General features: G+C 71.5%; 14 protein-coding genes. 8 read left to right on the top strand and 6 right to left on the bottom strand.

Features of this window, described 5'->3' with window-relative positions:
* Positions 1-59 precede the first annotated feature (59 nt).
* Together ACFTZL_RS10810 and ACFTZL_RS10805 are read left to right on the top strand one after the other, a co-directional pair.
* Positions 60-662 (top strand): hypothetical protein, encoded by a 603-nt coding sequence (locus ACFTZL_RS10810; RefSeq protein WP_382580257.1) that lies wholly within the window; start codon positions 60-62, stop codon positions 660-662.
* A 178-nt stretch (positions 663-840) separates the two neighbouring features.
* The gene (locus ACFTZL_RS10805; protein ID WP_382580255.1) at positions 841-1,449 is read left to right on the top strand and encodes a hypothetical protein; all 609 of its coding nucleotides are present in this window, start codon (positions 841-843) and stop codon (positions 1,447-1,449) included.
* 25 nt (positions 1,450-1,474) lie between these two features.
* Here the strand turns inward: ACFTZL_RS10805 and ACFTZL_RS10800 are convergent, their stop codons facing one another.
* From ACFTZL_RS10800 to ACFTZL_RS10790, 3 genes are read right to left on the bottom strand one after another with little or no spacing between them, the layout of a single operon-like run.
* Positions 1,475-3,160, bottom strand: a complete 1,686-nt coding sequence (locus tag ACFTZL_RS10800) for a thiamine pyrophosphate-binding protein (protein ID WP_382580253.1) — start codon at positions 3,158-3,160, stop codon at positions 1,475-1,477.
* A complete protein-coding gene (speB, locus tag ACFTZL_RS10795) occupies positions 3,157-4,140 on the bottom strand; it encodes an agmatinase (RefSeq protein WP_376388231.1) in 984 nt (327 codons plus the stop codon). The genes ACFTZL_RS10800 and speB overlap by 4 nt, the downstream gene beginning before the upstream one ends.
* Positions 4,141-4,196: 56 nt before the next feature.
* Complete coding sequence (locus ACFTZL_RS10790) at positions 4,197-5,678, bottom strand: sodium:solute symporter (RefSeq protein WP_382580251.1); 1,482 nt, start codon at positions 5,676-5,678, stop codon at positions 4,197-4,199.
* A gap of 144 nt (positions 5,679-5,822) precedes the next feature.
* Between ACFTZL_RS10790 and ACFTZL_RS10785 the strand changes: the two genes are divergently transcribed.
* Positions 5,823-7,304 (top strand): PucR family transcriptional regulator, encoded by a 1,482-nt coding sequence (locus tag ACFTZL_RS10785; protein ID WP_382580250.1) that lies wholly within the window; start codon positions 5,823-5,825, stop codon positions 7,302-7,304.
* A gap of 93 nt (positions 7,305-7,397) precedes the next feature.
* Positions 7,398-8,186 carry a phosphatase gene (locus ACFTZL_RS10780; RefSeq protein WP_382580248.1) on the top strand — a complete coding sequence of 263 codons (789 nt, stop codon included), beginning with the start codon at positions 7,398-7,400 and terminating at the stop codon, positions 8,184-8,186.
* Between the two features lie 9 nt (positions 8,187-8,195).
* On the opposite strand, the gene tesB is transcribed toward ACFTZL_RS10780, so the two are convergent.
* The 3 genes from tesB to ACFTZL_RS10765 form a co-directional block, all read right to left on the bottom strand.
* Positions 8,196-9,074, bottom strand: a complete 879-nt coding sequence (gene tesB, locus ACFTZL_RS10775; RefSeq protein ID WP_382580246.1) for an acyl-CoA thioesterase II — start codon at positions 9,072-9,074, stop codon at positions 8,196-8,198.
* Positions 9,075-9,109: 35 nt separating this feature from the next.
* On the bottom strand, positions 9,110-10,267 hold the full coding sequence (locus ACFTZL_RS10770; RefSeq protein WP_382580244.1) for an acyl-CoA dehydrogenase family protein: 1,158 nt from the start codon (positions 10,265-10,267) through the stop codon (positions 9,110-9,112).
* Positions 10,268-10,406: 139 nt separating this feature from the next.
* On the bottom strand, positions 10,407-11,009 hold the full coding sequence (locus tag ACFTZL_RS10765) for a TetR/AcrR family transcriptional regulator (protein WP_193478224.1): 603 nt from the start codon (positions 11,007-11,009) through the stop codon (positions 10,407-10,409).
* Positions 11,010-11,096: 87 nt separating this feature from the next.
* On the opposite strand from ACFTZL_RS10765, the gene ACFTZL_RS10760 reads away from it, so the two are divergent.
* Genes ACFTZL_RS10760 through ACFTZL_RS10745 form a run of 4 tightly spaced genes read left to right on the top strand, consistent with a single transcriptional unit; the run spans position 11,097 to position 16,766 of the window.
* Positions 11,097-12,713, top strand: coding sequence for a carboxyl transferase domain-containing protein (locus tag ACFTZL_RS10760; RefSeq protein WP_382580242.1), 1,617 nt, complete (start codon positions 11,097-11,099; stop codon positions 12,711-12,713).
* 14 nt (positions 12,714-12,727) lie between these two features.
* Positions 12,728-14,641 (top strand): acetyl/propionyl/methylcrotonyl-CoA carboxylase subunit alpha, encoded by a 1,914-nt coding sequence (locus ACFTZL_RS10755; RefSeq protein ID WP_382580240.1) that lies wholly within the window; start codon positions 12,728-12,730, stop codon positions 14,639-14,641.
* Complete coding sequence (locus ACFTZL_RS10750; protein WP_382580238.1) at positions 14,641-15,600, top strand: hydroxymethylglutaryl-CoA lyase; 960 nt, start codon at positions 14,641-14,643, stop codon at positions 15,598-15,600. Before ACFTZL_RS10755 ends, ACFTZL_RS10750 begins: the two co-directional genes overlap by 1 nt.
* Positions 15,601-15,605: 5 nt before the next feature.
* Entirely contained in the window at positions 15,606-16,766 is a 1,161-nt protein-coding gene (locus ACFTZL_RS10745) for an acyl-CoA dehydrogenase family protein (RefSeq protein WP_382580236.1), read from the top strand.
* The last annotated feature ends 64 nt before the right edge of the window (positions 16,767-16,830 follow it).

The following is a 16,830-nucleotide window of genomic DNA, read 5'->3' as shown; positions in this document are numbered from 1 at the left end:
GTACACGGGTGTCCGGCGAACGGGTGAAGGGAAACGCAGCGGTGGGCTACTGCCTCGAGATGAGCACCGGCGACATGAGAACGGTGGTGCGGCTGCTCACGGCAGTGGAGCGGACCGAGGGGCAGGAGCGCACACTCGCCCGCGTGCGCACGGAGTGCGAGCGGACCGACGCCCGCTTCCGGGAGCAGGGCATCTGCCTCGACGTCTCCATCAGCCGGGCCCTGGACGAGCTGATCGACGGCACCCCGAGCACCGACCTCTGTCCTGCCTACAGCTACGCCTTCTACCAGGCCGTCGCGGCGCACTTCTCCGACCCCGCCGACCTCGGCGCCTGGCGCCGGCCGACGTGGTTCCTCGCCATGGACGATGAACTGGCCCGGCACGGCGTACCGTCCGACCTGCTCCCGGGCACGTTCCTGTTCAGCGGCCCGCCGCTGCGGCTGCCCCACCCCGGCGACGCGGTGCCCGCGATCGGCACGCTGCCGGCCCGGCGCGCCGCCGACCTCGCCGACGCCTACACGCGCGTGCTCGACCGCCTCGACCCCGAATTCCGTGGCGCGGCCCGCCGGTTCGTCGACGCCATGCGGTTCGAGGCGGAGGAGTGGGAGAGCGCGCGGAAGCTCGGGACGAACCCTGACATGCTGCTCTTCTGGTTCCACTGATCCCTGCCGGAACTCTTGACGCCTCCTTTCCCGCCGGGATACTTGCGGTCGACAGCGCGCCAACTGCCGTGTCGTTCAAGGGCTTTGTGTGGACGGTGGCGCCGCTTGTCCGAGATCCCGAACGTCGTGCGAAGTTTCGCAAGTTTCGTGACGACCACCCCCACAGGAGGATCCGCACATGAGCCCACGCAAGGCACTCATAGCCGCCCTGACCGCCGCTCTGCTGGCCGGCCCCGGCGTCGCCCAGGCCGCCACCCCGCAGACCACCGCGGCACCCGCCCCGGCCCGCGACCGCGCCGCAGCGGCCACCATCACCTGGTCCCTCGTCCGCGCGAGCAACCCCACCGAGGACCAGCGCTCGGCCTACGACCTGATCACCAAGGCCATGAACGCCGCCGTGGCCCGCTACAACAACCTCAGCGACCTGGGCAAGACCATCACCGTCCGCTACGAGCCGGGCGTCCCCACCGCCGACGGCAACATCAACGGGACGATCCGCTTCGGCAGCAACCGCAGCTACATGAACGAGCGGACGGCCCTGCACGAGACCGCCCACACCCTCGGCGTGGGCACGAGTTCGGGCTGGTCCCGTCTCGGCGGCAGCGGCACCTGGACCGGCGGACAGGCCACCGCGCTCGTCAAGCAGTACGACGGCTCCGGCGCCAAGATCTCCACCGGCGGCGGGCACTTCTGGCCCTACGGCCTGAACTACGACAACGAGTGGTCGGGCACCGCGGCCGACCGGCACGTCCACATCGTCGCCGCGATGGTCCGCGACGGACTGTAGGCCCTGCTTGTTCGCAGGCCGGCGCTCAGTCCAGATGCGTCGGCGCGAACATCCGCAGCACGGCCGGGAGCAGGACCACCGAGGGCCCGGGCGAACCGAGTGCCTTCGCGAGGTCCTGCTCCAGGGTCTGAGGGGTCGTACGGACCCCGGGGACGCCGAAGGACTCCGCCAGTGCCACGTAGTCCGGCCGGGTCAGTTCCGTCGCGGTCGCCTCGCCGAACGCGTCGCTCATGTACTCGCGCAGGATGCCGTAGCCGCCGTCGTCGACGATCAGCCAGGTGACGTTCAGGTCGTACTGGCGGGCCGTCGCCAGCTCGGCGATCGAGTACAGGGCGCCGCCGTCGCCGGAGACCGCGAGGACCGGCCGGGTCGGGTCGGCCGCCGCGGCGCCGAGTGCCGCCGGGAAGCCGTAGCCGAGGCCGCCCGCGCCCTGGGCGGAGTGCATGTGGTTGGGGCCCTTGGCGTCGAAGGCCGACCAGGCCCAGTAGGCCAGGATCGTCATGTCCCAGAAGGACGGGGAGTCGGCGGGCAGCGCCCTGCGGACGGACGCCAGCACGTCCTGCTCCAGGGTGAGTTCCTGGGAGGCGATGCGCTCGGCGACCTTGGCGAGCACCTCGCGAACGCGCTCCGGAGCGTCCGGGTCCTGGCGTTCCGACACCGTCTCCAGCAGCGCCTGCAGCGCGAGGCGGGCGTCCGCGTGGATGCCCAGGGCCGGGTGGTTGGACTCCAGCTTGCCGAGGTCGGCCTCGATCTGGACGACCCGGCCGCGCGGCTTGAACGTGTGGTAGTTCGAGGAGAGTTCCCCGAGGCCCGAGCCGACCACCAGGAGGACGTCCGCGTCCTCAAGGAAGTCCGTGGTGTGCCGGTCCTCGATCCAGGACTGGAGCGACAGCGGGTGCTTCCAGGGGAACGCGCCCTTGCCGCCGGGGGTCGTCACGACCGGCGCCCGGACCAGCTCCGCGAGCTGCTTCAGCTTGCCCGAGGCGTCCGCCCGTACGACTCCCCCGCCCGCGATGATCGCCGGACGTTCGGCGTGGGACAGCAAGTGGGCGGCGACCGCGGTCAGTTCGGGGCGCGGCGGCAGTTCCTCGGGGAAGGCGTCGCCGCCCGTCACGACCGGGATCGCGGTCTCGGCGAGCAGCACGTCCTGCGGGATCTCCACCCACACCGGGCCGTGCGGGGCGGTCAGTGCCGACTTCCAGGCCGCCTCGATGGCGGACGGGATCTGCGACTGGGTGCGCACGGTGTGGACCGACTTCACGACGCCCCGGAACGAGGCGGCCTGGTCGGGCAGCTCGTGCAGATAGCCGTGCCGGCCGCCGCCCAGGCCTGCGCTGGGGATCTGGCTGCCGATCGCCAGCACGGGCGCGGAGGCGGCCGCCGCCTCCTGGAGCGCGGCCAGGGAGGTCAGGGCGCCCGGCCCCGTGGAGAGCAGCAGGGGTGCGGCCTCGCCCGTGATCCGGCCGTAGGCGTCGGCGGCGAACCCGGCGTTGTTCTCCACCCGCAGGCCGATGTACCTGAGGTCCGATCGGCGCAGGGCGTCGAACATGCCGAGCGCGTGCTGGCCGGGCAGACCGAAGACGGTCGTCGCGCCCAGCCCGGCCAGCGTCTCCACGACCAGGTCTCCGCCGTTGCGGCCGGGTGGAGGGTTGAGGGCGGCCTCCGTCTGGGCGGGCGTCGGGCGGAGCACCAGGTCGTGGTCGTGAGTCACTTCGCTTCCGAGTCCTTCCGGGCCGCGGCGATCTGGCGGGACATGATCGTGGTCAGTTCGTACGCCGTGTGGGACGCGGCCACCGACGTGATCTCGGCGTGATCGTACGCGGGGGCCACCTCGACGACGTCGGCGGAGACCAGGTTGCAGGAGGCCAGCCCGCGCAGGATCTCCAGCAGTTCGCGCGAGGTCATGCCGCCGGCCTCGGGCGTGCCGGTGCCGGGCGCGTGGGCCGGGTCGAGGCAGTCGATGTCGATGGAGATGTACAGCGGCCGGTCGCCGATGCGCTGGCGCAACTGGTCGGCGACCTCGTCGGCACCGCGCCGGTAGACGTCCGCCGAGGTGACGATGCCGAAGCCCATCTTCTCGTCGTCGGTCAGGTCCTGCTTGCCGTAGAGCGGGCCGCGGGTGCCGACGTGGGACAGGGCGGAGGTGTCGAGGATGCCCTCCTCGACCGCGCGCCGGAAGGGCGTTCCGTGGGTGTACTCGGCGCCGAAGTAGGTGTCCCAGGTGTCGAGGTGGGCGTCGAAGTGCAGCAGGGCCACCGGGCCGTGCTTCTTCGCGACCGACCGCAGCAGGGGCAGCGCGATGGTGTGGTCGCCGCCGAGGGTCATCATGCGGGCGCCGGTGCCGAGCAGGTCGTCCGCGGCCGCCTCGACGGTCTCGACGGCCTCGTTGATGTTGAACGGGTTCACGGCGATGTCGCCGCCGTCCGCCACCTGCGCGAGGGCGAAGGGCGAGGCGTCCTGCGCCGGGTTGTACGGGCGCAGCAGCCGGGACGCCTCGCGGATCGCGTTGCCGCCGAAGCGGGCGCCCGGCCGGTACGAGACACCCGAGTCGAACGGCACGCCCACCACGGCGACATCGGCCCGTCCGCCGACCTCGTCCAGCCGGGGCAGCCGGGCGAAGGTCGCGGGACCCGCGTACCGCGGCACACGGGAGGAGTCGACGGGCCCGCGGGGAGTCTCGTTGCTGCTCATGAAGAAATGCCTTCTTTCCTACGCTTCATCGCGTATGTACTGCTTGCCTTATGACCTTACCGGGGAGTCGCGGCCGGTTCGGACGCGAGTGCGGACTCGGGTTCGGGTGCCCGTCCCGCGAGCCGCTCGCGCCAGGCGGCGAGGACCGCGGCGTCGGTGGCCGGGGTGGCGAAGGAGACGGCCAGATAGGCGGCGAGCGAGGCGAGCAGCCCGTAGTAGACGGGCTCGTTGGCGAGGATGCCGTACGTCGCCATCAGGGTGACGACCGCGAGTCCGCCGACCACGACGGAGGCGAGAGCGCCGTGGACCGTACCCCGCTTCCACAGCAGCCCGCCGAGGATCGGCACGAGCAGGCCGCCGACGAGGAGGTTGTACGCGACGGTCAGCGCCTCCACGACGTTGTCGATGGCGATGGCCGTGCAGATGACCGCGAGCCCCATGATCAGGATGAAGAGACGGTTGCCCTTCACCTCGTCGTGGTCCTCCGAGCCTTCGGCCGGTGCCTTGACCATGCCCCGCAGCCGGGACCAGATGTCGTTGTTGGCGACGGTCGCGCAGGCGATCAGCGCGCCGGAGGACGTCGACATCACGGCGGCCAGGGCGGCGGCCAGCACCAGCCCCCGCACTCCGACGGGCAGTTCCTCCTTCACGATGGTCGCGAAGGCGTCGTCCGGGCTGCCGAGCTTCGGGTACAGCACCTTGGCCGCGGTACCGATGACGGCGCCGGCGAGGGCGTACACGAGGCAGTAGGTACCGGCGACGGTCCCGCCCCACTTGGCGGTCGTGTCGCTGCGGGCGGTGAAGACGCGCTGCCAGATGTCCTGCCCGATGAGCATGCCGAAGGTGTAGATCAGCACGTAGGTGAAGATCGTCTCGCCGCCGATGCCGAGGGGGTCGAAGTACTCAGTGGGCAGCTCGGCCTTCATCTCGCTGAACCCGCCGGCCTTCACCACGGCGATCGGCAGCAGCAGGAGCAGCACGCCGATGGTCTTCACGACGAACTGCACCATGTCCGTCAGGGTGATCGACCACATCCCGCCGAGGGTGGAGTACGCGACGACGATCGAGCCGCCGAGGACGATCGCGAGCGTGCGGTTCATGTCGAACAGGACGTCGAAGATCGTGGCGTACGCGATGGTCGAGGTCACCGCGAGCATGAGGGTGTACGCCCACATGACGAGCCCGGAGATCACTCCGGCCCGGCCGCCGTAGCGCAGGTCGAGCATCTCGGAGACGGTGTAGACCTTCAGCCGGGCGATGCGGGCGGAGAAGAAGACGGACAGGGCGAGCAGGCCGAGGCCGATGGTGAAGACCATCCAGGCGCCGGAGAGGCCGTACTGGTAGCCGAGCCCCACACCGCCGATGGTGGAGGCGCCGCCGAGGACGATCGCCGCCATGGTGCCGGAGTACATGGCCGGGCCGAGCCGGCGGCCCGCCACCAGGAACTCGCTCTTGGAGCGGGCGCGGCGCATGCCCCACCAGCCCATGGCCAGCATTCCGGCCAGGTAGACGACGATCACGAGGTAGTCGACGGCCATGGGGCCTCCTTCGCGCACGCACAGGGCGCAGGGCTCGGTCGCGGGGGACGAGGTTGACGAGGACTGACACTAGGTGGCCGGAAAGCGACTGCGAAGTGTACGTTTCATCTATTCGAGCGGCCTTGGCTGGAGGGAACGCACACCATGCCGGACCCGGCGGTCCCCCCGACACCTCCCGTCCTCCTCACGTCCCTCCTGGCCAGAGAGGACCTCTCCCTGCGCCGGATCGCCGGTCCGGAGGACGCCGGAACTGTCGTCCACTGGGTGCACACCTCGGAGATGGCGGACCCGTATCCGTATCTGCTGGGCGGGGAGCTGCTGCTCACGGCGGGCGTGCACATCCCTGAGGCGGCGGGCTCCGGGACGTACTTCGACGACTACGTGTCCCGGATCGTCGCGGCGGGCGGCGCGGCCCTCGGCTTCGGGGTGGCGCCGGTGCACGACACGGTGCCGAGGGCGCTGGTCGCGGCCTGCGAGACACACGGGCTGCCGCTGCTTGAGGTGCCGCCGCAGACCACCTTCTCGGGCGTGGCCCGCGCGGTCTGGCAGCTCATGGCCCAGTCCCGCCTGGCCGAACTCCGCCGCGTCACAGAGGCCCAGCAGAGCCTCGCCTCCGCCGCCTCCCGCCCCGACCCGGTCCCCTCGGTCCTCCGCCAGCTCGCCCAGCGCCTGGGCGGCTGGGCAGCGCTGTACGGACCGGAGGGGGCGGAGATCGCGGGGGCGGGGAGGAAGCCCGGGGAGGAGGTGGCCTCGGCACTGGCGGGGCTGGCGGGGGTGGTGCGGCCGGTGGGTGAGGGGTCCGGCGGATCCCCCCACCCCACCTCCGCCACCGACACCACCGCCGGTCTCCACCTCGCGGCCTACGCGCTCGGTGCCGGGCGCGGGTTCGTGCTCGGGGTCGCTACCCCGCAGCGGGCGCCGGGGGATCACACCGTCGTATCCGTCGCCGCCGTGCTCCTCTCGCTGCTCACCGGCGAGCAGCAGAGCGGCACCGGTGCCGCCCGTTCCTCGGCGCTGGTGCGGCTGCTGCTGGGCGCGCCGCCCGAGGACGTCGCGCCGCTGCTCGGCGGTGAGCGGTGGGTCGTCGTGCGGGCCCGGCCGGACGGGGAGGGCGCTCCGAACGCCGTCGCGGCCTCCGCGCTGGGCGCCGCGCTCGGTTCCGCCCTGGTCGACCCGGCGGGCGACGTCGTACGGGTCCTGGTCCCGGCCGACCGGGCACCGGCCCCGCTGCCCGGCTGGACCCTGGGCGTCAGCGCCGCCGTCGCCCCGCACGACTGGCCCGCCGCCGACACCCAGGCGGCCCGCGCCCTGGCCCGGGCCCGCGCCACCCGGACCCCGCTGCTGCGGCACGGCCCGCGCCCCGCCCTCGCCGACCTGGTCCCGCCCGACGAGGCGGCGGCCCACGCCCGCACCCTCCTCGCCCCCGTCACGGCACACCCCGCGCTCACCGAGACCCTGCGCACCTGGCTGTCCCTGCACGGCAGTTGGGACCGCACGGCCGTCGCCCTGTCCGTGCACCGCAACACCGTGCGGCAGCGCATCACCCGGTGCGCGACGCTGCTGGAGACGGACCTCGAGGACCCGGACGTACGGATGGAACTCTGGTTCGCGCTACGGCACATCTGAGTACGTGAGCGGGGCCGCTCTGAGTACGTGACGCACATCCCAGCGTTCGATACGCCAGGGACGCCCACAGGCGGCTGCTCCACAATGGTTGTCATGCCGATACCCGGGACACCCAGCCGCGCCGAACTCGTCGACCACCTCGTCAGGACGCGCATCGCGGGCGACGTCGCCACCCCCCGCGAGAACAACCTTTCCCACTACCGCAAGCTGGCGAACAACGACCGCCACTACTGGCTCGGCCTGGAACTCGGCGCCCGCTGGACCGACGAGCAGGACGTCCTCGCGGTGATGGCGGAACGGGTGGGCGTGAACGACGATCCCGAGCACCGGTACGGCCAGGACACCATCGACCCGGAGCTGACCGTCGCCGGGCTCGAGCGCATGGCCGGGCGGCTGCGCAAGGCGGCGGACGGGCAGCAGCGGGTGCTGTTCGCCACCGGCCACCCCGGCGGCCTGCTGGACGTGCACCGCGCGACCGCGTCAGCGCTGCGCGCGGCGGGCTGCGAGATCGTGGTCATCCCGGAGGGCCTGACGACCGAGGAGGGCTACGTCATGCAGTTCGCGGACGTGGCGGTGCTGGAGCACGGCGCCACCCTCTGGCACACCCACTCGGGCGAACCGATGAAGGCGATCCTGACGGCCCTGGAGCGCGAGGGCCGCCCGCTGCCCGACCTGGTCGTCGCCGACCACGGCTGGGCGGGATACGCGGGCCAGCACGGCGTCGACTCCGTCGGCTACGCCGACAGCAACGACCCGGCCCTCTTCCTCGCCGAGGCGGAGGGCACCGTGCAGGTGACGGTGCCCCTCGACGACCACGTGGTCAGCCCGCGCCACTACGACCCGATGACGGCGTACCTGCTGGCGGAGGCGGGCCTCAGCTAGAAGACGGGCTCAAGCGCCCTGGTCGCGCGGGACGCGGACCACGCCCTCTTGGATCACGGAGATGGCCAGCCGCCCGTCCTGCGTGTAGATACGAGCCTGTCCCAGTCCCCGGCCGCCGTACGCGGACGGGGACTCCTGGTCGTACAGCAGCCACTCGTCGGCCCGGAACGGCCGGTGGAACCACATCGCGTGGTCCAGCGAGGCCCCGACCACGTCACCGACGGCCCAGCCGCCGCGGCCGTGCGCGAGCAGCACGGAGTCGAGCAGCGTCATGTCGGAGACGTAGGTGGCGAGGACGACGTGCAGCAGCGGATCGTCAGCCAGTTTGCCGTTGGTGCGGAACCACACCTGCGAGTGCGGCTCACGCGGCTCGCCGAACTTCCCGTACGGCGGCTCCTCGACGTACCGCAGATCGACGGCCGCCCGCGCCTCCGCGAACTTCTCGACCACGGCCGGGTCGATATGGCCGTACCCGCGCAGCCGTTCCTGCCCGGTGGGCAGCGTGGCGGGATCGGGCGAGGCCGGCATGGGCTCCTGATGGTCCAGCCCGTCCTCGTACACCTGGAACGACGCCGAGAGATGGAAGATCGGCTTGCCGTGCTGGACGGCGACCACCCGGCGGGTGGTGAAGGAGCGGCCGTCGCGGATCCGGTCGACGGTGTAGACGATGGGCGCGCCGGGATCCCCGGGGCGCAGGAAGTACGCGTGCAGGGAGTGCGCGGGCCGGTCCTCGGGGACCGTACGCCCGGCGGCGACGAGCGCCTGCGCCGCGACCTGCCCGCCGAAGACCCGTGGGACGACGGCGGACCGGGACCGGCCGCGGAAGATGTTCTCCTCGATCTGCTCGAGGTCGAGCAGAACGAGGAGATCCTGAAGTGCCTGGCTCATGAGAACTGTTGTACCGGCCTGTGACGACAGTCGGTTTACAGGCCCATATCCTTCGCGATGATCGACTTCATGATCTCGCTGGTGCCGCCGTAGATGCGGTTGACGCGGTTGTCCGCGTACAGGCGCGCGATGGGGTACTCGTTCATAAAGCCGTAGCCGCCGTGCAACTGGAGGCAGCGGTCGATCACGCGGTGCGCGACCTCGGTGGTGAACAGCTTGGCGGAGGCGGCCTCGGCGGGGGTGAGCTCACCGGCGTCCAGGGCTTCGGTCGCGCGGTCGACGACGGCCTCGGCGGCGTCCACCTCGGCCTGGCAGGCGGCCAGCTCGAACTTGGTGTTCTGGAAGGACGCGACCGTCTTGCCGAAGACGGTGCGGTCCTGGACGTACTGCTTGGCGAACCGTACGGCGGCCTTGGCCTGGGCGTAGGCGCCGAAGGCGATGCCCCAGCGCTCGGAGGCCAGGTTGTGGCCGAGGTAGTAGAAGCCCTTGTTCTCCTCGCCGAGGAGGTCCTCGACGGGGACCTTGACGTCGACGAACGCCAGCTCGGCGGTGTCGGAGGTCTTCAGGCCGAGCTTGTCGAGCTTGCGGCCGACGGAGTAGCCCTCGGCTTTGGTGTCCACGGCGAAGAGGGAGATGCCGTGGCGGCGGTCCTCGGCGGTCGGCGCGGAGGTGCGGGCGCAGACGATCATGCGGTCGGCGTGCACACCGCCGGTGATGAAGGTCTTGGCGCCGTTGAGGACGTAGTGCGTGCCGTCCTCGGAGAGCTTGGCGGTGGACTTCATGCCCGCGAGGTCGGAACCGGTGCCCGGCTCGGTCATCGCGATGGCCCACATCTCCTCGCCGGAGACGAACTTGGGCAGGAACCGCTTCTTCTGCTCGTCGGTGGCGAGCATCTTGATGTAGGGCAGGGCGAGCAGCACGTGCACGCCGGAGCCGCCGAACGCGACGCCCGCGCGAGCGGTCTCCTCGTAGAGCACGGCCTCGAACTTGTGGCTCTCCAGGCCCGCGCCGTCGAACTCCTCCGGCACGTTGATGCCGAAGACCCCCAGCTCACCGAGCTTGTAGTAGAAGTCGCGCGGCGCCTGGCCGGCGGCGAACCACTCGTCGTACACCGGCACGACCTCGGCCTCGATGAAGGCGCGAATGGTCTCCCGGAACGCCTCGTGATCCTCGTTGAACACCGTACGGCGCACGCCGCCACCTCCACGGACCTCGGTATGTCTAAGCGCTTGCTCACCCCAAGATACCGGCGAGTATCAACAAGCGTCCAGGGTGGGAGTGGGGTAACGCTCGTCACGCCGAGGGGCGGGAGTGCCTTGGGGGCGCGGGCCGTCACTCCCCCGCCGCCGCGAACGCCCCCCGCGCCATCCGGTGCAGCAGCTCCGCCACAGCACCCCGCCCGGCCAACGCCCCGGCCCTCCCCAGATGGGGCGTCGAGTTCAGCAGCCCGAACACCGAATGCACGGCCGAGCGCGCGGCGGGCTCCCCCAGCCCGGGGTACACCTCCCGCACCACCCCCACCCACAGCTCCACGTACTGCCGCTGCAACTGCCGCACCATCTTCCGGTCACTGTCCCGGAGGCGATCCAGCTCCCGGTCGTGCAGGGTGATCAGTGGACGGTCGTCGAGCGCGAAGTCGATATGCCCCTCGATCAGCGAGTCGAGGACCACCCCCGCCCCCACACCCCCGTCCGCCTCCGCCTCCGACAACCGCCGCTTCGCCCCGGTCAGCAACTGTCCGCTGATCCCCACCAGCAGCTCCGCGAGCATCGCGTCCTTGCCCGCGAAGTGCCGGTAGAGACCGGGCCCGCTGATCCCCACCGCGGCGCCTATCTCGTCGACTCCGACCCCGTGGAAGCCACGCTCGGCGAAGAGCCGGGCGGCCTCCTTGAGGATCTGCTCGCGGCGGGTGGGTGCGTCGGTCCTGGTTGCCATGAAAACAATTCTAGACAGGGAGGTTAGCGGTCGTTAACCTGAAGGAAATGCGTTAACGCTCATTAACAAGGTGAGGGGACCCGCAGGATGCACGAGGCACCGGAGCTCACGACCGCGGCGGACCCCGCGTCGGAGCCCTTTCGGGCCAACGAGGAGGCACACCGCACCCTCGTCGACGAGCTGCGCGCCAAGCTGGCCACAGCCGGCCGGGGCGGCGGCGAGAAGGCCCGCGCCCGCCACACCGCGCGCGGCAAGCTGCTCCCCCGCGACCGCGTCGACACCCTCCTCGACCCGGGCTCACCCTTCCTGGAGCTGGCCCCGCTCGCGGCCGACGGGATGTACGAGGACCAGGCCCCGGCCGCCGGCGTCATCGCCGGCATCGGCCGGGTCAGCGGCCGCGAAACCGTGATCATCGCCAACGACGCCACGGTCAAGGGCGGCACGTATTACCCGATGACGGTCAAGAAGCACCTCCGCGCCCAGGAGGTCGCCCTCGACAACCGCCTCCCCTGTGTCTACCTCGTGGACTCCGGCGGCGCCTTCCTCCCCATGCAGGACGAGGTCTTCCCGGACCGCGACCACTTCGGCCGGATCTTCTACAACCAGGCCCGCATGTCCGGCGCCGGCATCCCCCAGATCGCCGCCGTCCTCGGCTCCTGCACGGCCGGCGGGGCGTACGTCCCGGCGATGAGCGACGAGGCGGTGATCGTCCGCGACCAGGGCACGATCTTCCTGGGCGGCCCGCCCCTGGTGAAGGCGGCCACCGGCGAGGTCGTCACGGCGGAGGAGCTGGGCGGCGGCGAGGTCCACTCCCGCGTCTCGGGCGTCACCGACCACCTCGCGGAGAACGACGCGCACGCCCTGCGCATCGTCCGCACCATCGTCTCCACCCTCCCCGCGCGCGGGACGCTCCCCTGGGAGGTCACGGAGGCGACGGAGCCCAAGGTCGACCCGCAGAGTCTCTACGGCGCGGTCCCGGTCGACTCGCGCACGCCGTACGACGTACGGGAGATCATCGCGCGCGTGGTGGACGGCTCCCGGTTCGCCGAGTTCAAGTCCGAGTTCGGCCAGACCCTGGTCACCGGCTTCGCCCGGATCCACGGCCACCCGGTGGGCATCGTCGCCAACAACGGCATCCTGTTCTCCGAGTCGGCCCAGAAGGGCGCCCACTTCATCGAGCTGTGCGACCAGCGCGGCATCCCCCTCGTCTTCCTCCAGAACATCTCCGGCTTCATGGTCGGCAAGGACTACGAGGCGGGCGGCATCGCCAAGCACGGCGCCAAGATGGTCACGGCGGTGGCCTGCACCCGCGTGCCGAAGCTGACGGTCGTCGTGGGCGGCTCCTACGGCGCGGGGAACTACTCCATGTGCGGCAGGGCGTACTCCCCCCGCTTCCTGTGGATGTGGCCGAACGCCAAGATCTCCGTCATGGGCGGCGAGCAGGCCGCCTCGGTCCTCGCGACCGTCAAGCGCGACCAGTTGGAGGCGCGCGGCGAGTCCTGGCCGGCGGCGGACGAGGACGCCTTCAAGGCCCCGATCCGCGCCCAGTACGAGCGGCAGGGCAGCGCCTACTACGCCACGGCCCGGCTTTGGGACGACGGCGTGATCGACCCGCTGGACACCCGTCAGGTCCTGGGCCTGGCCCTGACCGCGTGCGCCAACGCGCCCCTGGGTGACCCCCAGTTCGGCGTCTTCCGGATGTGAGGGGACGGACGACGATGTTCGAGACAGTGCTTGTGGCCAACCGGGGCGAGATCGCCGTACGCGTCATCCGTACGCTGCGGTCGATGGGCGTGCGCTCGGTGGCCGTCTTCTCCGACGCGGACGCCGACGCCCGGCACGTCCGCGAGGCGGACACGGCGGTCCGGATCGGACCGGCCCCGGCGTCCGAGAGTTATCTGTCGGCGGAGCGCCTCCTGGAAGCCGCCGCCCGCACGGGCGCCCAGGCCGTTCATCCCGGCTACGGCTTCCTCGCCGAGAACGCCGCCTTCGCGCGTGCCTGCGCCGAGGCCGGCCTGGTCTTCATCGGCCCTCCGGCGGACGCGATCGCACTCATGGGCGACAAGATCCGCGCCAAGGAGACGGTCCGCGCGGCCGGAGTCCCCGTGGTACCCGGCGGACGCGACCCGGACCTGGCCGAGGCGGCCCGTGAACTGGGCGCGCCCGTGCTGCTGAAGCCGAGCGCGGGCGGCGGCGGCAAGGGCATGCGGCTGGTGCGGGACCTGAGCCTGCTGGAAGAGGAGATCGCGTCGGCCCGCCGCGAGGCCCGCGCCTCCTTCGGCGACGACACGCTCCTCGTCGAGCGCTGGATCGACCGCCCCCGGCACATCGAGATCCAGGTCCTGGCCGACGGCCACGGCCAGGTCGTGCACCTCGGGGAGCGCGAGTGCTCCCTCCAGCGCCGCCACCAGAAGATCATCGAGGAGGCGCCGAGCGTCCTCCTCGACGAGGAGACCCGCTCCGCGATGGGCGAGGCGGCGGTCCAGGCGGCCCGCTCCTGCGGCTACCGGGGCGCGGGCACGGTGGAGTTCATCGTCAACGGCGGCGACCCGTCGTCGTACTACTTCATGGAGATGAACACCCGCCTCCAGGTGGAACACCCGGTCACGGAGCTGATCACCGGCCTGGACCTGGTCGAGTGGCAACTGCGGGTGGCGGCCGGCGAGCCTCTCGGCTTCGCCCAGCAGGACGTACGCCTGACCGGCCACGCGGTGGAGGCCCGCATCTGCGCCGAGGACCCGGCCCGCGGCTTCCTCCCCTCCGGCGGCACGGTCCTGCGACTCCGCGAACCACAAGGCGACGGCATCCGCACCGACTCGGGCCTCACCGAGGGCACGGAGGTCGGCAGCCTCTACGACCCGATGCTCTCCAAGGTCATCGCGTACGGCCCCGACCGCGCGACCGCCCTGCGTAAACTCCGCTCGGCCCTGGCGGAGACGGTCACGCTCGGCGTGCAGACGAACGCCGGGTTCCTGCGCCGCCTGCTCGCCCACCCGGCGGTGATCGCGGGCGACCTGGACACGGGCCTGGTCGAGCGCGAGGTCGAGGGGCTGGTCCCCTCGGACGTACCGGAGGAGGTCTACGAAGCGGCGGCGGCCGTACGCCTGGACGCCCTGACGCCCGAACCCGGCGGCTGGACGGACCCCTTCTCCCTCCCCACCGGCTGGCGAATCGGCGGGACCCGGAAACCGCCCGCCTTCCCCCTGCGCGTCCAGGACCCCCTGGAGTACACCCCCCGCGGCACCGCCTCGGTCACCGGCGACCGGGTCGCGGTGACGCTGGACGGCGTCCGCCACACCTTCCACCGCGCCGCCGACTGGCTCGGCCGCGACGGCGACGCCTGGCACGTACGCGACCACGACCCGGTGGCGGCATCGCTCAGCCGCGCGGCCCACGCGGGCGCCGACTCCCTCACCGCGCCCATGCCCGGCACGGTGACGGTGGTGAAGGTCGCCGTCGGCGACGAGGTGACGGCGGGACAGAGCCTGCTGGTCGTGGAGGCGATGAAGATGGAGCACGTCATCTCCGCCCCGCACTCCGGCAAGGTCACGGAGCTGGATGTGGCGCCGGGCTCGACGGTCGCCATGGACCAGGTCCTCGCGGTCATCGCACCCCACGAGGAGGCGGAGTGATGACGGCCCACGGTCTCCCGATGACGGTCCCGGCCGAGGACCTGCCCTCCCGCGTCCGCATCCACGAGGTCGGCGCCCGCGACGGCCTGCAGAACGAGAAGGCGACGGTCCCCACGGAGATCAAGGCGGAGTTCATCCACCGCCTGGCGGCCGCGGGCCTGTCGACCATCGAGGCGACGAGCTTCGTCCACCCCAAGTGGGTCCCCCAACTGGCGGACGCGGAGAAGCTGTTCCCGATGGTGAGCGACGTCCGCGCCGCCCTCCCGGTCCTGGTCCCGAACGAACGCGGCCTGGACCGCGCCTTGGCACTGGGCGCCCGGCGCGTCGCGGTCTTCGCCAGCGCCACGGAGTCCTTCGCCAAGGCCAACCTCAACCGCACGGTGGACGAGGCGCTGGCGATGTTCGACCCGGTCGTCACCCGCGCGAAGGCGGAGGGGTCCCATGTCCGCGGCTACCTCTCCATGTGCTTCGGCGACCCGTGGGAGGGCGAGGTCCCGATCCCCCAGGTGGTGAAGGTCTGCGGGGCCCTGGTGGACATGGGGTGCGACGAGCTGAGCCTGGGCGACACGATCGGCGTCGCGACCCCGGGCCACGTGGTCGCGCTCCTCGCGGCGCTGGACGAGGCGGGTATCCCGCCCACCGCCCTCGCGGTCCACTTCCACGACACCTACGGCCAGGCCCTCGCCAACACGCTCGCGGCGCTCCAGCAGGGCGTGACGACGGTCGACGCCTCCGCGGGCGGCCTGGGCGGCTGCCCGTACGCGAAGTCGGCGACCGGCAACCTGGCCACCGAAGACCTCGTGTGGATGCTGCGGGGCCTCGGCATCGACACCGGAATCGACCTCGGCCGCCTCGTCGCCACGAGCGCCTGGATGGCCACCCACCTGGGCCGACCCAGCCCGTCCCGCACCGTCCGAGCCCTGTCCCACGAGGACATCGTGGACACCGAGGAGCACTGATCACGATGGATTACCGACTCTCCCCCGAACTGGAGGAACTCCGCCGCACGGTCGAGGAGTTCGCGCACGAGGTGGTGGCGCCGAAGATCGGCGACTTCTACGAGCGGCACGAGTTCCCCTACGAGATCGTCCGCGAGATGGGCCGCATGGGCCTGTTCGGCCTGCCGTTCCCCGAGGAGTACGGCGGCATGGGCGGCGACTACCTGGCGCTGGGCGTGGCCCTGGAGGAACTGGCGAGGGTCGACTCCTCGGTCGCGATCACACTCGAAGCCGGGGTCTCGCTGGGCGCGATGCCGATCTACCGCTACGGCACGGAAGCCCAGAAGCGCGAGTGGCTCCCCCGCCTCTGCTCGGGCGAACTCCTGGGCGCGTTCGGCCTGACGGAACCGGACGGCGGCAGCGACGCGGGCGCGACCCGTACGACGGCCCGCCTGGACCCCTCCACGAACGAATGGGTGATCAACGGCACGAAGTGCTTCATCACCAACTCGGGCACGGACATCACGGGCCTGGTGACGGTCACGGCGGTCACCGGCCGGTCGGCGGACGGCAAACCGCACATCTCCTCGATCATCGTCCCGTCGGGCACCCCCGGCTTCACGGTCGCGGCCCCGTACTCGAAGGTCGGCTGGAACGCCTCGGACACCCGCGAGTTGTCCTTCTCGGACGTCCGGGTCCCGGCCGCGAACCTCCTGGGCGAGGAGGGCCGCGGCTACGCCCAGTTCCTCCGCATCCTCGACGAGGGCCGCATCGCGATCGCCGCCCTGGCGACGGGTCTGGCGCAAGGCTGCGTGGACGAATCAGTCAAATACGCCAAGGAACGCCAAGCCTTCGGCAAGCCCATCGCCGCCAACCAGGCCATCCAGTTCAAAATCGCCGACATGGAGCTGAAGGCCCACACGGCCCGCCTCGCCTGGCGCGACGCGGCAGCCCGTCTGGTGTCCGGTGCCCCCTTCAAGAAGGAAGCGGCCCTCGCCAAGCTCCACTCCTCCACCATCGCCGTCGACAACGCCCGCGAAGCCACCCAGATCCACGGCGGCTACGGCTTCATGAACGAGTACCCGGTCGCCCGCATGTGGCGCGACTCCAAGATCCTCGAAATCGGCGAGGGCACGAGCGAGGTCCAACGCATGCTGATTGCCAGGGAGTTGGGGCTGGCGGGCTGAGCGACGCCGAAGGACCTGCGCCGGCCAGGGCGCAGGCCGACGGCCGGTATGCACGGCCAAGAGC

Source organism: Streptomyces sp. NPDC056948, assembly GCF_042674225.1.
GTDB classification, from domain to species: Bacteria; Actinomycetota; Actinomycetes; order Streptomycetales; family Streptomycetaceae; genus Streptomyces; species Streptomyces purpurascens.
The sequence above is the reverse complement of the archived record's forward strand: the minus strand, read 5'-3'. Positions and strand labels throughout refer to the sequence as shown.

What these genes read in the sequence shown, in the direction of transcription:
- ACFTZL_RS10755 (WP_382580240.1), top strand. Translation starts at nt 12,728, where the DNA reads ATGTTCGAGACAGTGCTTGTGGCCAACCGGGGCGAGATCGCCGTACGC.
- ACFTZL_RS10745 (WP_382580236.1), top strand. Translation starts at nt 15,606, where the DNA reads ATGGATTACCGACTCTCCCCCGAACTGGAGGAACTCCGCCGCACGGTC.
- speB (WP_376388231.1), bottom strand. Translation starts at nt 4,140, where the DNA reads ATGAGCAGCAACGAGACTCCCCGCGGGCCCGTCGACTCCTCCCGTGTG.
- tesB (WP_382580246.1), bottom strand. Translation starts at nt 9,074, where the DNA reads ATGAGCCAGGCACTTCAGGATCTCCTCGTTCTGCTCGACCTCGAGCAG.
- ACFTZL_RS10810 (WP_382580257.1), top strand. Translation starts at nt 60, where the DNA reads ATGAGCACCGGCGACATGAGAACGGTGGTGCGGCTGCTCACGGCAGTG.
- ACFTZL_RS10805 (WP_382580255.1), top strand. Translation starts at nt 841, where the DNA reads ATGAGCCCACGCAAGGCACTCATAGCCGCCCTGACCGCCGCTCTGCTG.
- ACFTZL_RS10780 (WP_382580248.1), top strand. Translation starts at nt 7,398, where the DNA reads ATGCCGATACCCGGGACACCCAGCCGCGCCGAACTCGTCGACCACCTC.
- ACFTZL_RS10765 (WP_193478224.1), bottom strand. Translation starts at nt 11,009, where the DNA reads ATGGCAACCAGGACCGACGCACCCACCCGCCGCGAGCAGATCCTCAAG.
- ACFTZL_RS10760 (WP_382580242.1), top strand. Translation starts at nt 11,097, where the DNA reads ATGCACGAGGCACCGGAGCTCACGACCGCGGCGGACCCCGCGTCGGAG.
- ACFTZL_RS10750 (WP_382580238.1), top strand. Translation starts at nt 14,641, where the DNA reads ATGACGGCCCACGGTCTCCCGATGACGGTCCCGGCCGAGGACCTGCCC.
- ACFTZL_RS10790 (WP_382580251.1), bottom strand. Translation starts at nt 5,678, where the DNA reads ATGGCCGTCGACTACCTCGTGATCGTCGTCTACCTGGCCGGAATGCTG.
- ACFTZL_RS10785 (WP_382580250.1), top strand. Translation starts at nt 5,823, where the DNA reads ATGCCGGACCCGGCGGTCCCCCCGACACCTCCCGTCCTCCTCACGTCC.